The following is a 15,541-nucleotide window of genomic DNA, read 5'->3' on the forward strand; positions in this document are numbered from 1 at the left end:
AGATGCACCGACGCCACCTCACCGCAGCGGCTTTGGCCGCCGCCTTGCTCGCGGCCCTGCCGGCCGCGGCGCAGGACACCGTCAAGATCGGCCTGATCCTGCCGATGACCGGCCCCTCCGCCTCCACCGGGCGGGAGATCGAGGCCGCGGCGAAGCTGTACCTGCAGCAGAACGGCACCACCGTCGCCGGCAAGACGGTCGAGCTGATCGTCCGGGACGACACCGGCACCGCCGACGTCACCAAGCGCCTGGCGCAGGAGCTGGTGGTGAAGGACAAGGTGTCGGTGCTGGCCGGCTTCGGCCTGACCCCGCTGGCCTTGGCGTCGGCGCCGATCGCCACCCAGGCCAAGGTGCCGCAGGTGGTGATGGCGGCCGCCACCGCCGTGATCACCGAGGCCTCGCCCTTCATCGTCCGCACCAGCTTCACCCTGCCCCAGGTGACCATGCCGCTGGCCGACTGGGCCGCCCAGAACGACATCAAGACCGTGGTCACGCTGGTCAGCGACTACGCCCCCGGTCTGGATGCGCAGAAGGCCTTCGCCGAGCGCTTCGGCAAGGCCGGCGGGACCGTGGTGGAGCAGTTGCAGGTGCCGCTGAAGAACCCCGATTTCGCGCCCTTCCTGCAGCGCGTGGCCGACGCCAAGCCGGATGCGGTGTTCGTCTTCGTGCCCTCGGGCTTCGGCGCCGTGTTCATGAAGCAGTTCGTCGAGCGCGGCCTGGATAAGTCGGGCATCCGGCTGATCGCGACCGGCGACGTCACCGATGACGAGCTGCTGGACAAGATCGGCGACGTGGCGCTGGGCACCATCACCACCCACCACTATTCCGCCGCCCATGACAGCCCGGAGAACAAGGCCTTCGTCCAGGCCTTCCAGGCCGCCAATCCCGGGCTGCGGCCGAACTTCATGGCGGTCGGCGGCTATGACGGCATGCATCTGATCTTCGAGGCGCTGAAGAAGACCGGCGGCGCCACCGACGGCCAGGGCCTGGTCGACGCCATGAAGGGCATGAGCTGGGCCAGCGTGCGCGGCCCGGTCTCGATCGACCCGGAAACCCGCGACATCATCCAGAACATCTATGTCCGCAAGGTCGAGAAGCAGAACGGCGCGCTGTACAATGTCGAGTTCGCGACCATCGAAGCGGTGAAGGACCCGGTCAAGGCGGCGAAGTAGCGCCATGGGGACGATCCTGTTCGACGGCATCGCCTATGGCATGCTGCTGTTCGTGCTGGCCTGCGGCCTGTCGGTGACGCTGGGTCTGATGAACTTCATCAACCTGGCGCATGGTGCCTTCGCCATGCTCGGCGGCTATGTCACCGCGATCCTGATGAGCCGCTGGCAGGTGCCGTTCTTCCTGTGCCTGCCGGCGGCCTTCCTGGCCGCGGCCGCGGCCGGGCTGGTGCTGGAGCGGACGCTGTACCGGCAGCTCTACCGCCGCAGCCACCTCGACCAGGTGCTGTTCTCGATCGGGATCGTGTTCATGGCGGTGGCCGCCGCCGACTACCTGATGGGGTCGGAGCAGCAGATCATCCAGCTGCCCGACTATCTCCGCGGCCGGGTCGAGGTGCTGGGCGTCGGCATCGGCATCTATCGCGCCCTGATCATCGTCATCTGCGGCGTGCTGGTGCTGGCGCTGCAGGGGGTGCTGGCCTACACCCGCTTCGGCAGCCGGCTGCGCGCCGCGGTCGATGATCCACGAGCCGCGCGCGGCCTGGGCATCCGGGTCGACACCGTCTTCGCCGCCACCTTCGCCGTCGGCAGCGGCCTCGCCGGGCTCGGCGGCGCGCTGGGGGCCGAGATCCTGGGCGTCGACCCGACCTTCCCGCTGAAATACATGATCTACTTCCTGATCGTGGTGACGGTCGGCGGTACCTCCAGCCTGACCGGCCCGTTCCTGGCCGCGCTGCTGCTCGGCATCGCCGACGTCGCCGGCAAGTACTACGTGCCCGCCGCCGGATCCTTCGTCATCTACACGGTGATGATCGTGGTGCTGCTGCTGCGGCCGCAGGGACTGTTCGCCCGCGGAGGCAGCCGATGATGGCCACGGCGCGCGCCCGCTGGCGCTGGCCGGAATCCCTGTTCTGGCTGGCGGCGTTGGCCGCGCTGCTCCTGCTGCCGGACCAGCATCTGATCCTGAACGAGATCGCGATCCTGGCGCTGTTCGCGCTCTCGCTCGACCTGATCCTCGGCTATGCCGGCATCGTCTCGCTCGGCCATGCCGCCTTCTTCGGCCTCGGCGCCTATGTCGCCGGCCTGCTGACCATCCATGTCGCCGGCGAGCCCCTGCTGGGCCTGGTGGCCGCCGCGGCGGCCGGGGCCGTGCTGGGCTTCGCCTCCGGCTTCCTGGTGCTGCGCGGCAGCGACCTCACCCGGCTGATGGTCACGCTCGGCATCTCGCTGCTGCTGTTCGAGATCGCCAACCAGGCGGCCTGGCTGACCGGCGGGGCCGACGGGCTGAACGGCATGGTGGTCGGCCCGATCCTGGGCTGGTTCGAGTTCGATCTCTACGGCACCACCGCCTATGGCTACAGCCTGGCGGTGCTGTTCGTGCTGTTCCTGTTCGTCAGACGGGTGGTGCATTCGCCCTTCGGCCTGTCGCTGAAGGCGATCCGCGACAACCGGCTGCGCGCCGCCGCGGTCGGCGTGCCGGTGGCGCGGCGGCTGATCGGGATCTACACGCTGTCGGCCGCCTATGCCGCGGTCGCCGGGGCGCTCCTGGCCCAGACCACCCAGTTCGTTTCGCTCGACGTGTTCGACTTCCACCGCTCGGCCGACGTGCTGCTGGTGCTGGTGATCGGCGGCGCCGGCTATCTCTATGGCGGGCCGGTCGGCGCCGTGCTGTTCCGCTTTCTGCAGGACTGGATCTCCGGCCTGACGCCGCAATACTGGTCGTTCTGGCTGGGCGCCTTCCTGGTGCTGCTGGTGCTGGTCGGCCGCGACCGGCTGGTGCAGGGGGTGCGCCGACCGGCCGCCGCCCTCCTCTCCCGCTTCGGAGGCGGGCGATGACCGCGGCGCTGGAGACCATCGGCCTGCAGAAGCGCTTCGGCGGGCTGGTCGCCACCAACGACGTGTCGCTGCGGATCGAGGTCGGGGCCCGGCACGCGCTGATCGGCCCGAACGGCGCCGGCAAGACCACCTTCGTCAACCTGCTGACCGGCGTGCTGGCCCCGAGCGGCGGCCGGGTGCTGCTGGGCGGCGAGGACATCACCGGCCTGAAGCCGCATCTGCGGGTTCGCCGCGGCCTGGCCCGCACCTTCCAGATCAACCAGCTGTTCGCGGAGATCACGCCGCTCGACACGATCGGGCTCGCTGTGGCCGAGCGCCTGGGCAGCGGCGGCGACTGGTGGCGGGTGGCCGGCGGCAAGGCCGAGGTGCTGGACGAGATTCTGGCCATCGCCGACCGCTTTCGCTTGACCGACATGCTGCAGGAACGCACCGCCACCCTGGCCTATGGCAAGCAGCGCCTGCTGGAGATCGCCACCGCCTTCGCCTGCCGCCCGCGCGTGCTGCTGCTGGACGAGCCGGCGGCCGGCGTGCCGGAGGCGGAGCGGCACGAGCTGCTGGCCACCATCGCCGAGCTGCCGTCTGACGTCTCCGTGCTGCTGATCGAGCACGACATGGACCTGGTGTTCAGCTTCGCCGACCGGATCTCGGTGCTGGTCAACGGCGCGCTGCTGACCGAGGGCCCGCCTGACGCCATCGCCGCCGACAGCCGGGTGCGCGCGGTCTATCTCGGGGAGCCGGTGGATGGCTGAGCTGCTGGCCCTGCGCGACCTCGTCGCCGGCTATGGCGAGGCCGTCGTCGTCTCCGGCGTGTCGCTGACCCTGGCCGAGGGCGAGGCCCTGGCCTTGCTCGGCCGCAACGGCACCGGCAAGACCACGCTGCTGAACAGCATCATCGGCGTCACCCGCCGCTTCGGCGGCAGCGTGACCCTGGCCGGGCGCGACCTGAGCCGGGCGCGGCCGGAGGACCGGGCGCTGGCCGGGATCGGCTGGGTGCCGCAGGAGCGCAACATCTTCAAGTCGCTGACGGTCGAGGAGAACATGACCGCGGTGGCCCGCCCCGGCCCGTGGACGCCGGAGCGCGCCTACGCCCTGTTCCCGCGGCTGAAGGAGCGGCGCGGCAACCTGGGCAGCCAGCTGTCCGGCGGCGAGCAGCAGATGCTGGCCATCGCCCGCGCCCTGATGCTGAATCCGAAGCTGCTGCTGCTGGACGAGCCGACCGAGGGGCTGGCGCCGATCATCGTCGAGGAGCTGCTGGCCGCGCTGAAGCGCATCCTGCGCGACGAGGGCGTCGCGGCTGTCGTGGTCGAGCAGCATGCCCAGAAGATCCTGTCCGTCACCGACCAGGCGGTGATCCTGGAGCGCGGCGCCATCGTCCATGCCGCGCCAAGCGCCACCCTGAAGGCCGACGAGGCCGCCCTGACCCGCCATCTCGGCGTGACCCGCAAGGGCCTGCACGCCTGACCCAAGGAGGAACCCCGATGCCGCGCCAGACCCCGCCCTTCCGCGCCGACATGGTCGGCAGCCTGCTGCGCACCGCACCCCTGAAGGCCGCCCGCGCCCAGCACGAGCAGGGCGCCATCTCCGCCGGCGAGCTGCATGCGGTCGAGGACCAGGAGATCCGCCAGATCATCCGCCGGCAGGAGGAGATCGGCCTCGATTCCGTCACCGACGGCGAGTTCCGCCGCGCCTTCTGGCATTTCGACTTCCTCGAGCATCTCGACGGCGTCGAGGGCTACTGGGCCGACCACGGCATCCAGTTCCAGGGCGCCCAGGTGAAGCCGAAGGGCATCCGCGTGACGGGCAAGCTCGGCTTCACCGGCCACCCGATGCTGGAGCATTTCCGTTTCCTGAAGGCGAACACCGCCCGGGTGCCGAAGATGACGATCCCGTCGCCCAGCATGCTGCACTATCGCGGCGGCCGGCAGGTGATCGACGCGACCGTCTATCCGGAGATGGAGGCGTTCTACGCCGATCTCGGCCGGGCCTATGCCGGCGCGGTCGCCGCCTTCGCCGCAGAAGGCTGCCGCTACCTGCAGCTCGACGATGTCAGCTTCGCCTATCTCTGCGACCCGGACCAGCGGCGCATGCTGGCCGAGCGCGGCGACGACCCGGTCAAGCAGCCGGGGATCTATGCCGCCATGCTGAACGCCGCCATCGCCGGCCGGCCGAAGGACATGGCCATCACCATGCATCTCTGCCGCGGCAATTTCCGCTCCACCTTCATCGCTTCGGGCGGCTACGAGCCGGTGGCGGAGCGGCTGTTCAACGAGATCGGCGCCGACGGCTATTTCATGGAATGGGACACCGAGCGCGCCGGCGGGTTCGAGCCGCTACGCTTCCTGCCCAAGGGCAAGACCGTGGTGCTGGGCCTCGTGACCTCCAAGACTGGGACCTTGGAGAGGAAGGACGACATCAAGCGCCGGATCGACGAGGCAGCCAAGTTCGTCGACCTCGACCAGCTGTGCCTCAGCCCGCAATGCGGCTTCGCCAGCACCGAGGAGGGTAACGTCCTGGCCGAGGACGAGCAATGGGCGAAGCTGACGATGATCGTGGAGATCGCGCGGGAGGTTTGGGGATAGGCGGCCTCCCCTCCTTCGCCATGGCAAGCCCCGAAGGGGCGTGGCCATCCAAGGGCCAATGCGAGCAGCCCTGGATGGCCACGGCGCTCCGCGCCTCGCCATGACGGTTTTGGGTTGCGGTGCCTGCGCCATAATTAACCAAGCCTTTCCTTACGAAACTCTCTTGACCTAAAGCCCGCTTGAACTTGTACCGATGGAGGCTCCCGACGACAGGAGCATCCATCATGCTTATCGACACCGATCTGCGGCGGCTGCGCGTGGCGGTCACCGGCGGCACCTCCGGCCTGGGGCTGGCCCTGGTGCGGCTGCTGACCGCGATGGGCGCTCGCGTGGCCTTCGTCGCCCGCGACGCCGAGGCCGTGGCCCGCACCGCGCGCGAGACCGGCGCCCAGGGCATCGTCGGCGATGTCGGCCGCAAGGAGGACATCCACCCGATCGCGCTGCAGATCACCGCCGGGCTGGGCGGGCTCGACGTGCTGATCAACAACGCCTCGAGCCTCGGCCCGATCCCGCTCGCCCTTCTGGCGGACACCGAATGCGAGGCGCTGGAGCAGGCGCTGGCGGTCAACCTGGTCGGGCCGTTCCGGCTGACCAAGGCGCTGTTCGGCGCCCTCGCCGCCTCCGCCCGCCAGGGCCGCGGCGCGGTGGTGGTCAACATCTCCAGCGACGCCGCCGTGAGCGCCTATGCCGGCTGGGGCGCCTACGGCTCCAGCAAGGCGGGCTTGCGCCACCTGACGGCGATCTGGGCCGAGGAGGCCCGGGACGAGGGTGTGCGCTTCCTGTCGATCGACCCAGGCGACATGGACACGCCGCTGCACGCCTTGGCCGTGCCCGACGCCGATCCCTCGACCCTCAAGATGCCCGAGCTCTCGGCCTCGGAGATCGTGCAGGCGGTGCTGGCCGCACTTTCGGGCCGCGCCACCGAGCAGCGGGTGGACGCATGATCGCCGCCGATAGTCCCGACCGGCCCGCCGCCCGGCTCTGCGCCGTCGACGCCGAGGGCCGGACCCGGCACCTGCCGCGCGCGGCCCTGGCGACGCTGCTGGTTCCAGGCGACCTGGTCGTCGCCAACGATGCCGCCACCCTGCCGGCGAGCCTGCGCGGCTGGCATCACGAGAGCGAGAACCCGGTCGAGCTGCGGCTGGCCGGCTGGGTGACGCCGAGCGACCCGACACGTTTCGTGGCCGTGGCCTTCGGCGCCGGCGACCACCGCATCCGCACCGAGGATCGGCCGGCGCCGCCACCGCTCTCCGCCGGCGACCCGCTGGCGCTCGGGCCGCTGGCGGCTGTGGTCGAGCGCATGCTGGACCACCCGCGGCTGCTCCAGCTGCGCTTCCTCGGCCGCCGCGACGCCGTGCTGGCTGGGCTGGCGCGGCACGGACGGCCGATCCAGTACGCTCATGTGCCGCAGCCGCTGGCGCTGTGGGATGTCTGGACCCGCATCGCCGCCGATCCGGTGGCGTTCGAGCCGCCCTCGGCCGGCTTCGCGCTGGACTGGGCGCTGCTCGCCGCCTGGCGGAAGCATGGCGTCGGCTTCGCCACGCTGACCCATGCCGCCGGCATCTCCTCGACCGGCGACCCGGCGCTCGACCGCCGCCTGCCCTTCGACGAACCTTACCGGATCCCGGAGCCGACCGCCGCGGCGATCGCCCGGGCGAGAGCGGCGGGCGGACGGGTGGTCGCCATCGGCACCACCGTGGTCCGTGCCCTCGAAGCCGCGGCGGTACCCGACGGCACGATCCGGGCCGGCGACGGCATCGCCGCCAACCGCATCGGTCCCGCAACGCGGCTGCGTGTGGTCGATGCCCTTCTCACCGGCATGCACCAGCCGGGCGAGAGCCATTTCGAACTGCTGCGCGCCTTCGCCCCAGACGGGGTGCTGGACGGCCTGCCGGCCGCCCTCGCCGCCGAGGGCTATCGCGGCCATGAGTTCGGCGACGTGATGCTGCTGCGGCGGCAGGCTCGTGCCTCGGGATCGATCGCGGCCTGAACCGCCAGCTCTCCCCCTCACCCTCCCGCCGCCAACGCGGCGGGCCCCTCCCTCTCCCCGAGGAGAGGGAAAGGAGGACGGCTCCCCTTGCCTCTCCTTGGGGAGAGGTCGAAATCGCGCAGCGATTTCGGGTGAGGGGGCGGCGCCGGCCGTGCCGTCACTCCGCCGGCCAGGTCTCGATCGTCTCGACGAAGCGGGTCAGCCAGGCGTCGGTCTGGGCGCCGTCCAAAGCGCGGTGGTCGATGGTCAGCGAGACATAGGCCATCGGCCGGATCAGCATGGCGTCGGCACCGCTCACCTCGCGCACCACCACCCGCTTCTCGACCTTGCCGACGCCGAGGATCGCGACCTGCGGCTGGTTGATGATGATCGGCGCCGCCAGCAGCGAGCCGGAGACGCCGTGGTTCGAGATGGTGAAGGTGCCGCCCTGGACATCGGCCGGCGCCAGCTTGCCGGACCGGGCCAGAGCCGTCGCCTCCTGCAGCCGCGCGGCGATGCCGAGCAGCGACAGCGACTGCGCCTGGTGCACCACCGGCACCACGAGCCCCTTTTCCCCGAGCGCTGTGCCGATGCCGATATTGACGTCGTCGAACACCTCCAGCGCGTCTTCGTGCCAACGGCTGTTCACCGTGGGCACCGCCTTCATCGCCGCGACGCAGGCCTGGACCAGATAGGCGGTGACGGTCAGGGCGACGCCCTGGCGTTCGAACGCTGCCTTGTGCGCCTGGCGATGCGCCAGCACGGCGCCGAAATCGGCCTCGAACACGGCGGTGACATGCGGTGCCGTGGCCACGGAATGCGCCATGTGCTCGGCGATGCGGCGGCGCATGGAATCGTGCGGTATGCGGCGGGAGCGGAGGATGGCACCGCCGTGAGCCGGCTTCGCCTCGGCGGCCGGGGCGGCCGGCCGGGCCTTGCGGCGGGCCAGTTCCTCCTCGACATCCTGGCGGGTCAGCCGCCCGTCCTTGCCGCTGCCGCTCAGCCCGGCGGGATTGAGTCCGGTCTCGACCAGCAGCTTGCGGACCGAGGGCGACAGGCGGAGCGCCGGGTCGAACTCGGCGATGGACTTCGCAGCAGGGGACGCTTCCGCGCTTCCGCTCGCTCCATCCGAGTCCCCCCTCCCCTCGCGGGAGGGGGATAGGGGGAGGGGGTTGTCGCCGCTGGGATCAACGCCGGGTTGATTCAACGTGTCGAGGTCGTCGGCCTTTCGCGCGCGGACGCGCGCAGCCCCCTCCCCCTGCCCCCCTCCCGCGAGGGGAGGGGGGACTAAGAAACTGTCATCGGCGGCGGTTCCGATCCTTCCCAGCACCGCCCCCGGCGCGGCGTCCTGGTCGGTTTCGACCACGATCTCCACCAGCGTGCCGGAGGCCGGAGCCGGGACCTCGACCGTGACCTTGTCGGTCTCCAGCTCGACCAGCGGATCGCCCTCGCGCACCGTGTCGCCCACGGCCGCCAGCCAGCCGCGCACCGCCGCCTTGGTGCCTTCCTGCTGGACCGGCGCCAGCACGTCCACCGCCGCCGCCTCGATGATGTCGGCCATGTCAGAATCCGGTCAGCGCGAGGATCTTGTCACGGATGCCGTCGACCGACGGCACCGCGGCCTCCAGCAGCACCGGATTGTGCGGGCTGGGAATGTCCGGCATGGTCAACCGCGCCACCGGGGCGTCGAGGTCCATGAACGCCTCATCCGCCACCACCGCCGCGATCTCCGCGCCGAAGCCGCCGGTGCGCAGGTCCTCATGCACGATCAGGCAGCGCCGGGTGCGCGTCACCGAGGCCAGCACCGCGGCGCTGTCCCACGGCATCAGCGTGCGCAGGTCGATCACCTCGACCGACCGGCCGCTGGCCCGCGCCGCCGCCTCCGCCCGCTCGACCATCGCGCCCCAGGTGACGATGGTAAGGTCGCTGCCTTCCATCGTGGTCCGGGCCTGGCCGAAGGGCAGCACATACCCGTCGCCGGGATAGGGCCGCCTGGCCCAGGCGGCGTCGAGCATGGCGCGGTGCTCGAGGAACATCACCGGGTCGTCGCCACGCAGCGCCGCGCGCAAGAGCCCGACCGCGTCCTCGGCGTTGGACGGCACCGCCACCTTCCAGCCCGGCGCGTGCACGAATTGCACCTCGTTGGTCTGGCTGTGCCAGGGGTCGCCGCATTTCAGGAACCCGACCGGCATGCGCAGCACCATCGGCGCGGCGAAGCGGTTGTTGGTGCGCCAGCGCATCGTGCCGCAATCGGTGATCTGCTCCGCCGCCGGGTCGGCGTATTTGCGGAACTGGATCTCCGGCACCGGCAGCAGCCCGGCCAGCGCCATGCCGACGGCCCGGCCGACGATGCCCTCCTCCGACAGGCTGGTGTCCATCACCCGGTCGGCACCGAATTTCTCCTGCAGGCCCAGCGTCACGGCATGGACGCCGCCCTTCGCCCCGATGTCCTCGCCCAGCAACACCATGCGCGGATTGACCGACAGCTCGTGGTCCAGGACGCGGCGGATGGCGGTGACCATGTTGATCCGCGGTCCGTCCGGCTGCGGCGTGTCGCTGCCGGCGGCAGGGACGATGCCTTCGCCGCGCAGGCCGCCCATCGCCTGCGGCTCGGCCTCGGAGAAGACATGCCGGGTCACCGTGGCGGCATCAGGGGCGGCGCGCGCCTCGGCCCGGGCCCGCGCAGCCTCGACCTGCGCCCCGGCCTCGGCGGCGAGCGCGTCCCACTCGGCTGCCTCCATGACCGCCGGCACCAGGAACCGCTTCAACTTGGGCAGCGGGTCGCGGGCCCATTCCGCCGCCACGGTCTCGGCCGGCTTGTAGGCCTGGGTGTCCTGGAAGCTGTGCCCCTCCAGCCGCGGCACGCTCAGCCGCAGCAGGCACGGGCCCTTGCGGTCGCGGACATGGGCGACGGCGGCATCGGCCAGCCGCGCCGCCTCGACCGGGTCGGTGCCGTCGCCGGCCAGGATGTGCAGGCCGCGGAAGCTGGCGAGGTTGGCGGCGATGTCGCCGCCCGGGGTCTGGAACCGCGACGGCACCGAGATGCCGTAGCCATTGTCCTCGATCAGGAACAGCACCGGCAGGCGCTGGGTGGTGGCGATGGTCAGCGCCGACCAGAAGCCGTTGGTGGCGACCGAGGCGTCGCCGCCCAGCACCACGGCGATGGCGCGGTCGCAGGCCGGGTCATGCAGCACGGTGCGGCCGTATTCCAGCGCCTGGGCCCAGCCGGCGGCCGGGGTGTACTGGGTGCCGACCCCGCCGCACATCGGTAGCGCCGACGGGCCGGCCGGATTCGGGAAGTTGAACACCACGCCGATGTCGCGACCGGCGGAATAGCCCCCGTCCCGCGCCATCGACGACCCGAGCGCGTCCACCAGGTCGACGCCCAGGGTCAGCAGGATCGGACGGGAGCGGTAATAGCCGCAGACCGCGTCGCGCGGGTCGGTCAGCCGGGTGCCCAGCAGGATCTGCGCCAGATCGTGGCCGCGGGCGGAGAACTGGTAGAACACCTTCTTCTGCGGCGCCAGCACCGTCTCCTCCAGCGCGTCGAGGGCGCGGGAGAGGTGCAGCAGATGGGCGACGCGGCGCCAGTCGAAGCCGGGGTCGGGCGCATTCGCCAGGAGGCGGGGCTGCTGGAAGGCGAGAGCGGTCACCGGGTCGTCCTTCTGCTGGGTTTCCGACCGGACGCGCTAGGCGCGCATCTCCAGGAAAAGGATGCGACGGATTCGGGGAAAAGTTTTGCCGATGTCGGCGCAGATCGCGCCAATGTGAGGTATGATTTGCCTGGATCATGAGGATCGAGGAGGTTTCATGCCTGCGGATGCCGAGGAGCTGGACCGGTTCGAGCGCGCCATCCTGGCGGCGCTGCAGCGCAACGCCCGTCAGAGCGTGCAGGAGCTGGCGGATGCGGTCGGGCTGTCGACCTCGCCGACCTGGCGGCGGTTGAAGGCGCTGGAGGAGCGCGGCGTGATCAAGGACTACGTCGCCCGGGTCGATCCCGCCCGGCTGGGCTACGGCGAGACCGCCTTCGCCCATGTCACCCTGGCCAAGCACAATGGCGATGAGATCGAGGCGTTCGAGCGCAAGATCGCCGAGCGGCCGGAGGTGCTGGAGTTCTATTCGATGACCGGCTCGGCCGACTACATCCTGCGGATCGTCACCCGCAGCCCGCTGGACTACGAGAAGTTCCTGAAGGAGGTGGTGTTCACCAGCCCTGCGGTGCAGCACATCAGCTCGAACTTCGCCCTGCGCGAGATCAAGAACAGCGTGGCGATTCCGGTCTGAGGCTTTGGAGCCGCTGCTCCAATTCACCCCTTTTTGTCATGCCCGGGCTTGACCCGGGCATCCAGGAAATGTCGACGCCGCTCTGGGTGGCCTCTGGATTGCCGGGTCAAGCCCGGCAATGACAAAAAGGGGGATGGCGATCCCGGTGTAGGCCGCCCTTGCCCGTCCGGCCGCGCCCGGGCATCGTGGCGGCCGCAGACTTGGGGAGGAGTGCCGGCGTGAGCATCGAGTTCCTGATCACCTCGTTCATCATCGTCGCCTCGCCCGGCACCGGCGCGCTGTTCACCATCGCCGCCGGGCTGACCCGGGGATCGCGCGCCAGCGTGATCGCGGCCTTCGGCTGCACCCTCGGCATCGTGCCGCATATGGCGGCGGCGATCCTGGGGCTGGCGGCGCTGCTGCACACCAGCGCCCTGGCCTTCGAGATCTTCAAATATCTCGGCGTCGCCTATCTGCTGTGGATGGCTTTCAACACGCTGCGCGAGCACGGCGCGCTGAAGGTCGAGAAGCAGGTCGGCGGCCGGTCGGCGCTGCAGGTCACGGTGACCGCGATCCTGATCAACATCCTGAACCCGAAGCTTTCGATCTTCTTCGTCGCCTTCCTGCCGCAGTTCGTCAGCGCCGGCGAGGCCCAGCCGCTGGCCCGGATGCTGGAGCTGAGCGGCGTGTTCATGCTGATGACCTTCGCGGTCTTCGCCGTCTACGGCCTGTTCGCCGCGGCGATGCGCGACCATGTGATCTCGCGGCCGCGGGTGATGACCTGGATGCGCCGCAGCTTCGCCGCCGCCTTCGTCGCCCTCGGCGCCAAGCTGGCCCTGGCCGAGCGCTGATCCCACGGAACGCCCTCGCTCTCCCTGCCGTTCGACCTGAGAGGTCCGGTATCGGTGGGGAACGCGATGGCAACGTCGCTGTCGACGGAAGACGGGCGCGGCCGCGACGCACGGTCGCCGGTCGAGATCCCGCGGCGCGGCTGGCTGGATATCCTGTGGCGGGTCTGGGCCGAGATCGACGACGACCGCGTCTTCGCCCTCGCCGCCGGCGTCGCCTATTACGCCCTGCTGGCCCTGTTCCCCGCGATCGGCGTGATCGTGTCGCTGTACGGCTTCGTGGCCGCCCCCGCCACGGTCGAGCGGGACATCGCCGAGCTGGCTTTCATCCTGCCGAGCGGCGGGATGGAGGTGATCGGCGGCCAGCTGCACCGCCTGGCCAGCCAACCGCCGCAGGCCCTGGGCTTCGCTTTCTTCGCCGGCCTCGCCATCTCGCTGTGGAGCGCGAATGCCGGGATGAAGGCGCTGTTCGATGCGCTGAACGTCGTCTATGACGAAACCGAGAAGCGCGGCTTCTTCCGGCTGAACGCCATCTCGCTGCTGTTCACCGCGCTCGCCCTCGTCTTCGTCGTCCTCGCCCTCATCGGCGTCGTCGTCGTGCCGGTCGTTCTCAATTTCGTCGGCCTCGGATCGACTGCCGGCACTCTGGTCTGGCTGCTGCGCTGGCCCGCGCTGCTGGTGCTGACAGTCGTCGGGCTGTCGCTCTTGTACCGGTTCGGACCGAGCCGCCGGGAGGCGCGCTGGCAATGGATCAGCTGGGGCAGCGCGCTCGCGGCGCTGGTCTGGATCGGCGGATCGATGCTGTTCTCCTGGTACGTCGCCCGCTTCGACAGCTATGGCGCGACCTACGGATCGCTCGGGGCGGTGGTCGGCTTCCTGACCTGGATCTGGCTCTCGACCGTCGTCTTCCTGATCGGCGCCGAGCTGAACGCCGAGATGGAGCACCAGACCGCCCGCGACAGCACCGTCGACGGCGACAAGCCGATGGGCGAACGCGGCGCCGTGATGGCCGACACGCTCGGGAAGACCAGGCCCTGGCGCGGCGACGCATCGGACGGATGATCGCCCCGCCCGCCGACGGCATCTCGGGAATTCATTGATCGAGCGTTCAGAGAATTCTTGATCTGCGGCCGCGATGCCCCGAGGCTGGTCGCGTCGACAACACGTGAACGGACCGGAGGCCATGGCCCGCACCCGCGCCCATGATTACGACGACAAGCGGCGGGCGATCCTGCACCGGACGGCGGAGCTGTTCGCCCGGCACGGCTTCACCGGCGCCTCGATCACCAAGATCGCCGAGGCCTGCGGCATCTCGAAGGCGCTGCTGTACCACTATTACCGCGACAAGGACGCGGTGCTGTTCGACATCCTGGCCGACCATCTGTCGACCTTGGTCGCGGCGGTGGAGGAGGCCGCGGCCACCCGGGCCAGCGCCCGCGAGCGGCTGCATGCGATCGTCGCCGCCCTGCTCGACGCCTATCGCGACGCCGATGCCGAGCACCAGGTGCAGATCACCAGCCTGAAGCTGCTGCCGCCGGAGCAGCAGGAGCAGTTGAAGGAGATGGAGCGGACGCTGGTGCGGATCTTCGCCGACGCGCTGGCCGCGGCGGTGCCGCAGGTCGGATCCGACCGCACGCTGCTGATGCCGCTGACCATGTCGCTGTTCGGCATGCTGAACTGGCACTATCTCTGGTTCCGCGAAGGCAAGGGGCTGAGCCGCGCCGACTATGCCCGGCTGGCGACCCAGCTGGTCCTGTCCGGCGCCGCCGACGCCGTGGCCGCGGTGCAGGACAAGGCCCGCCGGCGGATGGAAACCGCCTGACCGCCTCCCACCATGCCCCGCACCGCCCTGCGCCGGATCCTGGAGAGCCTGAAGGCCGAGCCGTCGCGCACCTGGTCGATCATCATCACCATCTATGGTGACGCGATCGTGCCGCGCGGCGGGTCGCTGTGGCTCGGCACCCTGTCCGCCGTCCTGCACGCGCTCGACATCGGCGACGGGGTGGTGCGGACGGCGACGTCGCGGCTGGCGGCCGATGGCTGGCTGGAGCGCAGCCGGATCGGCCGCAACAGCTTCTACCGCCTGGCCGAGCACGGGCGGGAGACGTTCCGGACCGCCACCGAGCACATCTACAACGCCCATCCGCCGCCGCCCGGCAGTGGCTTCGAGCTGGTGCTGCTGGGCAATGGCGGCGACCGGGAGGCCGCGCGGACTGCCCTGCAGGACGCCGGCTTCGGCAGCGCCGCGCCGGGCGTCTGGGTGGCGCCGGCCGGGACCGCGATCCCGCCGGCGGTGGCCGACACGCTGCGGCTGGACGCCTCGGCCGATGCCGAGACACGGCGCAGGCTGGCGGCGCTGAGCTGGCCGCTGGACCAGACCGCCTCCGCCTATCGCCGCTTCCTCGAGGGGTTCGAGCCGCTGCGCGCGGCGCTGGCGGGGGGTGGTGCGCTGTCCGACCAGGACAGCTTCATCGCCCGCATCCTCCTGATCCATGCCTGGCGCCGCATCGTCCTGCGAGACCCGGTGCTGCCGGCCGACCTGCTGCCGCCGGACTGGCCCGGCACCGCCGCCCGCGCCCTCTGCGCCGACCTCTACCACCGTCTGCTGCCGGCCTCGGAACGCTGGCTCGACGCCCACGGCCAAGCGGAATCCGGCCCCCTGCCCCCACCCGGGCCGGAGCTGCTGCAGCGGTTCCGATAGTAAAGCCCCTATTCGTCATCGCGAGCCGAAAGCGAGGCGACCCAGGGCAGCCCGAGCGGCCCTGGATCACCGCGTCGGCTCGCGATGACGGGGAGCGGTTCCCATGCCTCAATATGTTACGAAAAATCTTGACCACTAATTTTTCTGTGACATATGATCTGGTCAAGATCAGGGAG

At 70.5% G+C, this 15,541-nt stretch carries 15 protein-coding genes; 13 read left to right on the forward strand and 2 right to left on the reverse strand.

Translation table 11 applies throughout. The annotated features are described in order from the left end of the window. The first annotated feature begins 2 nt into the window (after positions 1-2). From QFZ27_RS35765 to QFZ27_RS35800, 8 genes are all read left to right on the forward strand, one after another. Positions 3-1,172: an ABC transporter substrate-binding protein gene (locus QFZ27_RS35765; RefSeq protein WP_429231464.1), complete on the forward strand. Its 1,170-nt coding sequence runs from the start codon at positions 3-5 to the stop codon at positions 1,170-1,172. A gap of 4 nt (positions 1,173-1,176) precedes the next feature. Next, positions 1,177-2,037 (forward strand): branched-chain amino acid ABC transporter permease, encoded by an 861-nt coding sequence (locus tag QFZ27_RS35770; RefSeq protein ID WP_429231466.1) that lies wholly within the window; start codon positions 1,177-1,179, stop codon positions 2,035-2,037. Beyond that, positions 2,034-3,005, forward strand: a complete 972-nt coding sequence (locus QFZ27_RS35775; protein ID WP_429231468.1) for a branched-chain amino acid ABC transporter permease — start codon at positions 2,034-2,036, stop codon at positions 3,003-3,005. Before QFZ27_RS35770 ends, QFZ27_RS35775 begins: the two co-directional genes overlap by 4 nt. Then, complete coding sequence (locus QFZ27_RS35780; RefSeq protein ID WP_429231470.1) at positions 3,002-3,754, forward strand: ABC transporter ATP-binding protein; 753 nt, start codon at positions 3,002-3,004, stop codon at positions 3,752-3,754. Before QFZ27_RS35775 ends, QFZ27_RS35780 begins: the two co-directional genes overlap by 4 nt. Next, positions 3,747-4,466 (forward strand): ABC transporter ATP-binding protein, encoded by a 720-nt coding sequence (locus QFZ27_RS35785; RefSeq protein WP_429231472.1) that lies wholly within the window; start codon positions 3,747-3,749, stop codon positions 4,464-4,466. The genes QFZ27_RS35780 and QFZ27_RS35785 overlap by 8 nt, the downstream gene beginning before the upstream one ends. Positions 4,467-4,483: 17 nt before the next feature. After that, a complete protein-coding gene (locus QFZ27_RS35790; protein WP_429231474.1) occupies positions 4,484-5,584 on the forward strand; it encodes a 5-methyltetrahydropteroyltriglutamate--homocysteine S-methyltransferase in 1,101 nt (366 codons plus the stop codon). A gap of 224 nt (positions 5,585-5,808) precedes the next feature. Continuing rightward, positions 5,809-6,528 (forward strand): SDR family NAD(P)-dependent oxidoreductase, encoded by a 720-nt coding sequence (locus QFZ27_RS35795; protein WP_429231475.1) that lies wholly within the window; start codon positions 5,809-5,811, stop codon positions 6,526-6,528. Further along, complete coding sequence (locus tag QFZ27_RS35800) at positions 6,525-7,574, forward strand: S-adenosylmethionine:tRNA ribosyltransferase-isomerase (protein ID WP_429231476.1); 1,050 nt, start codon at positions 6,525-6,527, stop codon at positions 7,572-7,574. Before QFZ27_RS35795 ends, QFZ27_RS35800 begins: the two co-directional genes overlap by 4 nt. A 157-nt stretch (positions 7,575-7,731) precedes the next feature. On the opposite strand, the gene QFZ27_RS35805 is transcribed toward QFZ27_RS35800, so the two are convergent. Together QFZ27_RS35805 and QFZ27_RS35810 are read right to left on the reverse strand one after the other, a co-directional pair. Beyond that, positions 7,732-9,114, reverse strand: a complete 1,383-nt coding sequence (locus QFZ27_RS35805) for a dihydrolipoamide acetyltransferase family protein (RefSeq protein WP_429231477.1) — start codon at positions 9,112-9,114, stop codon at positions 7,732-7,734. A 1-nt stretch (position 9,115) separates the two neighbouring features. Beyond that, the gene (locus QFZ27_RS35810; RefSeq protein WP_429231478.1) at positions 9,116-11,206 is read right to left on the reverse strand and encodes a transketolase C-terminal domain-containing protein; all 2,091 of its coding nucleotides are present in this window, start codon (positions 11,204-11,206) and stop codon (positions 9,116-9,118) included. A 157-nt stretch (positions 11,207-11,363) separates the two neighbouring features. Between QFZ27_RS35810 and QFZ27_RS35815 the strand changes: the two genes are divergently transcribed. The 5 genes from QFZ27_RS35815 (at position 11,364) to paaX (ending at position 15,365) form a co-directional block, all read left to right on the forward strand. Further along, positions 11,364-11,837, forward strand: a complete 474-nt coding sequence (locus QFZ27_RS35815; RefSeq protein WP_429231479.1) for an Lrp/AsnC family transcriptional regulator — start codon at positions 11,364-11,366, stop codon at positions 11,835-11,837. Between the two features lie 218 nt (positions 11,838-12,055). Further along, complete coding sequence (locus QFZ27_RS35820; RefSeq protein ID WP_429231481.1) at positions 12,056-12,667, forward strand: LysE family translocator; 612 nt, start codon at positions 12,056-12,058, stop codon at positions 12,665-12,667. Positions 12,668-12,733: 66 nt separating this feature from the next. Beyond that, positions 12,734-13,726, forward strand: coding sequence for a YihY/virulence factor BrkB family protein (locus QFZ27_RS35825; protein ID WP_429231482.1), 993 nt, complete (start codon positions 12,734-12,736; stop codon positions 13,724-13,726). A gap of 121 nt (positions 13,727-13,847) precedes the next feature. Next, entirely contained in the window at positions 13,848-14,486 is a 639-nt protein-coding gene (locus QFZ27_RS35830) for a TetR/AcrR family transcriptional regulator (RefSeq protein ID WP_429231483.1), read from the forward strand. Positions 14,487-14,498: 12 nt separating this feature from the next. After that, positions 14,499-15,365, forward strand: coding sequence for a phenylacetic acid degradation operon negative regulatory protein PaaX (gene paaX, locus QFZ27_RS35835; protein ID WP_429231484.1), 867 nt, complete (start codon positions 14,499-14,501; stop codon positions 15,363-15,365). The last annotated feature ends 176 nt before the right edge of the window (positions 15,366-15,541 follow it).

The organism is Inquilinus ginsengisoli (assembly GCF_050434925.1).
In the GTDB taxonomy this organism is placed as follows: Bacteria; Pseudomonadota; Alphaproteobacteria; order DSM-16000; family Inquilinaceae; genus Inquilinus; species Inquilinus ginsengisoli_B.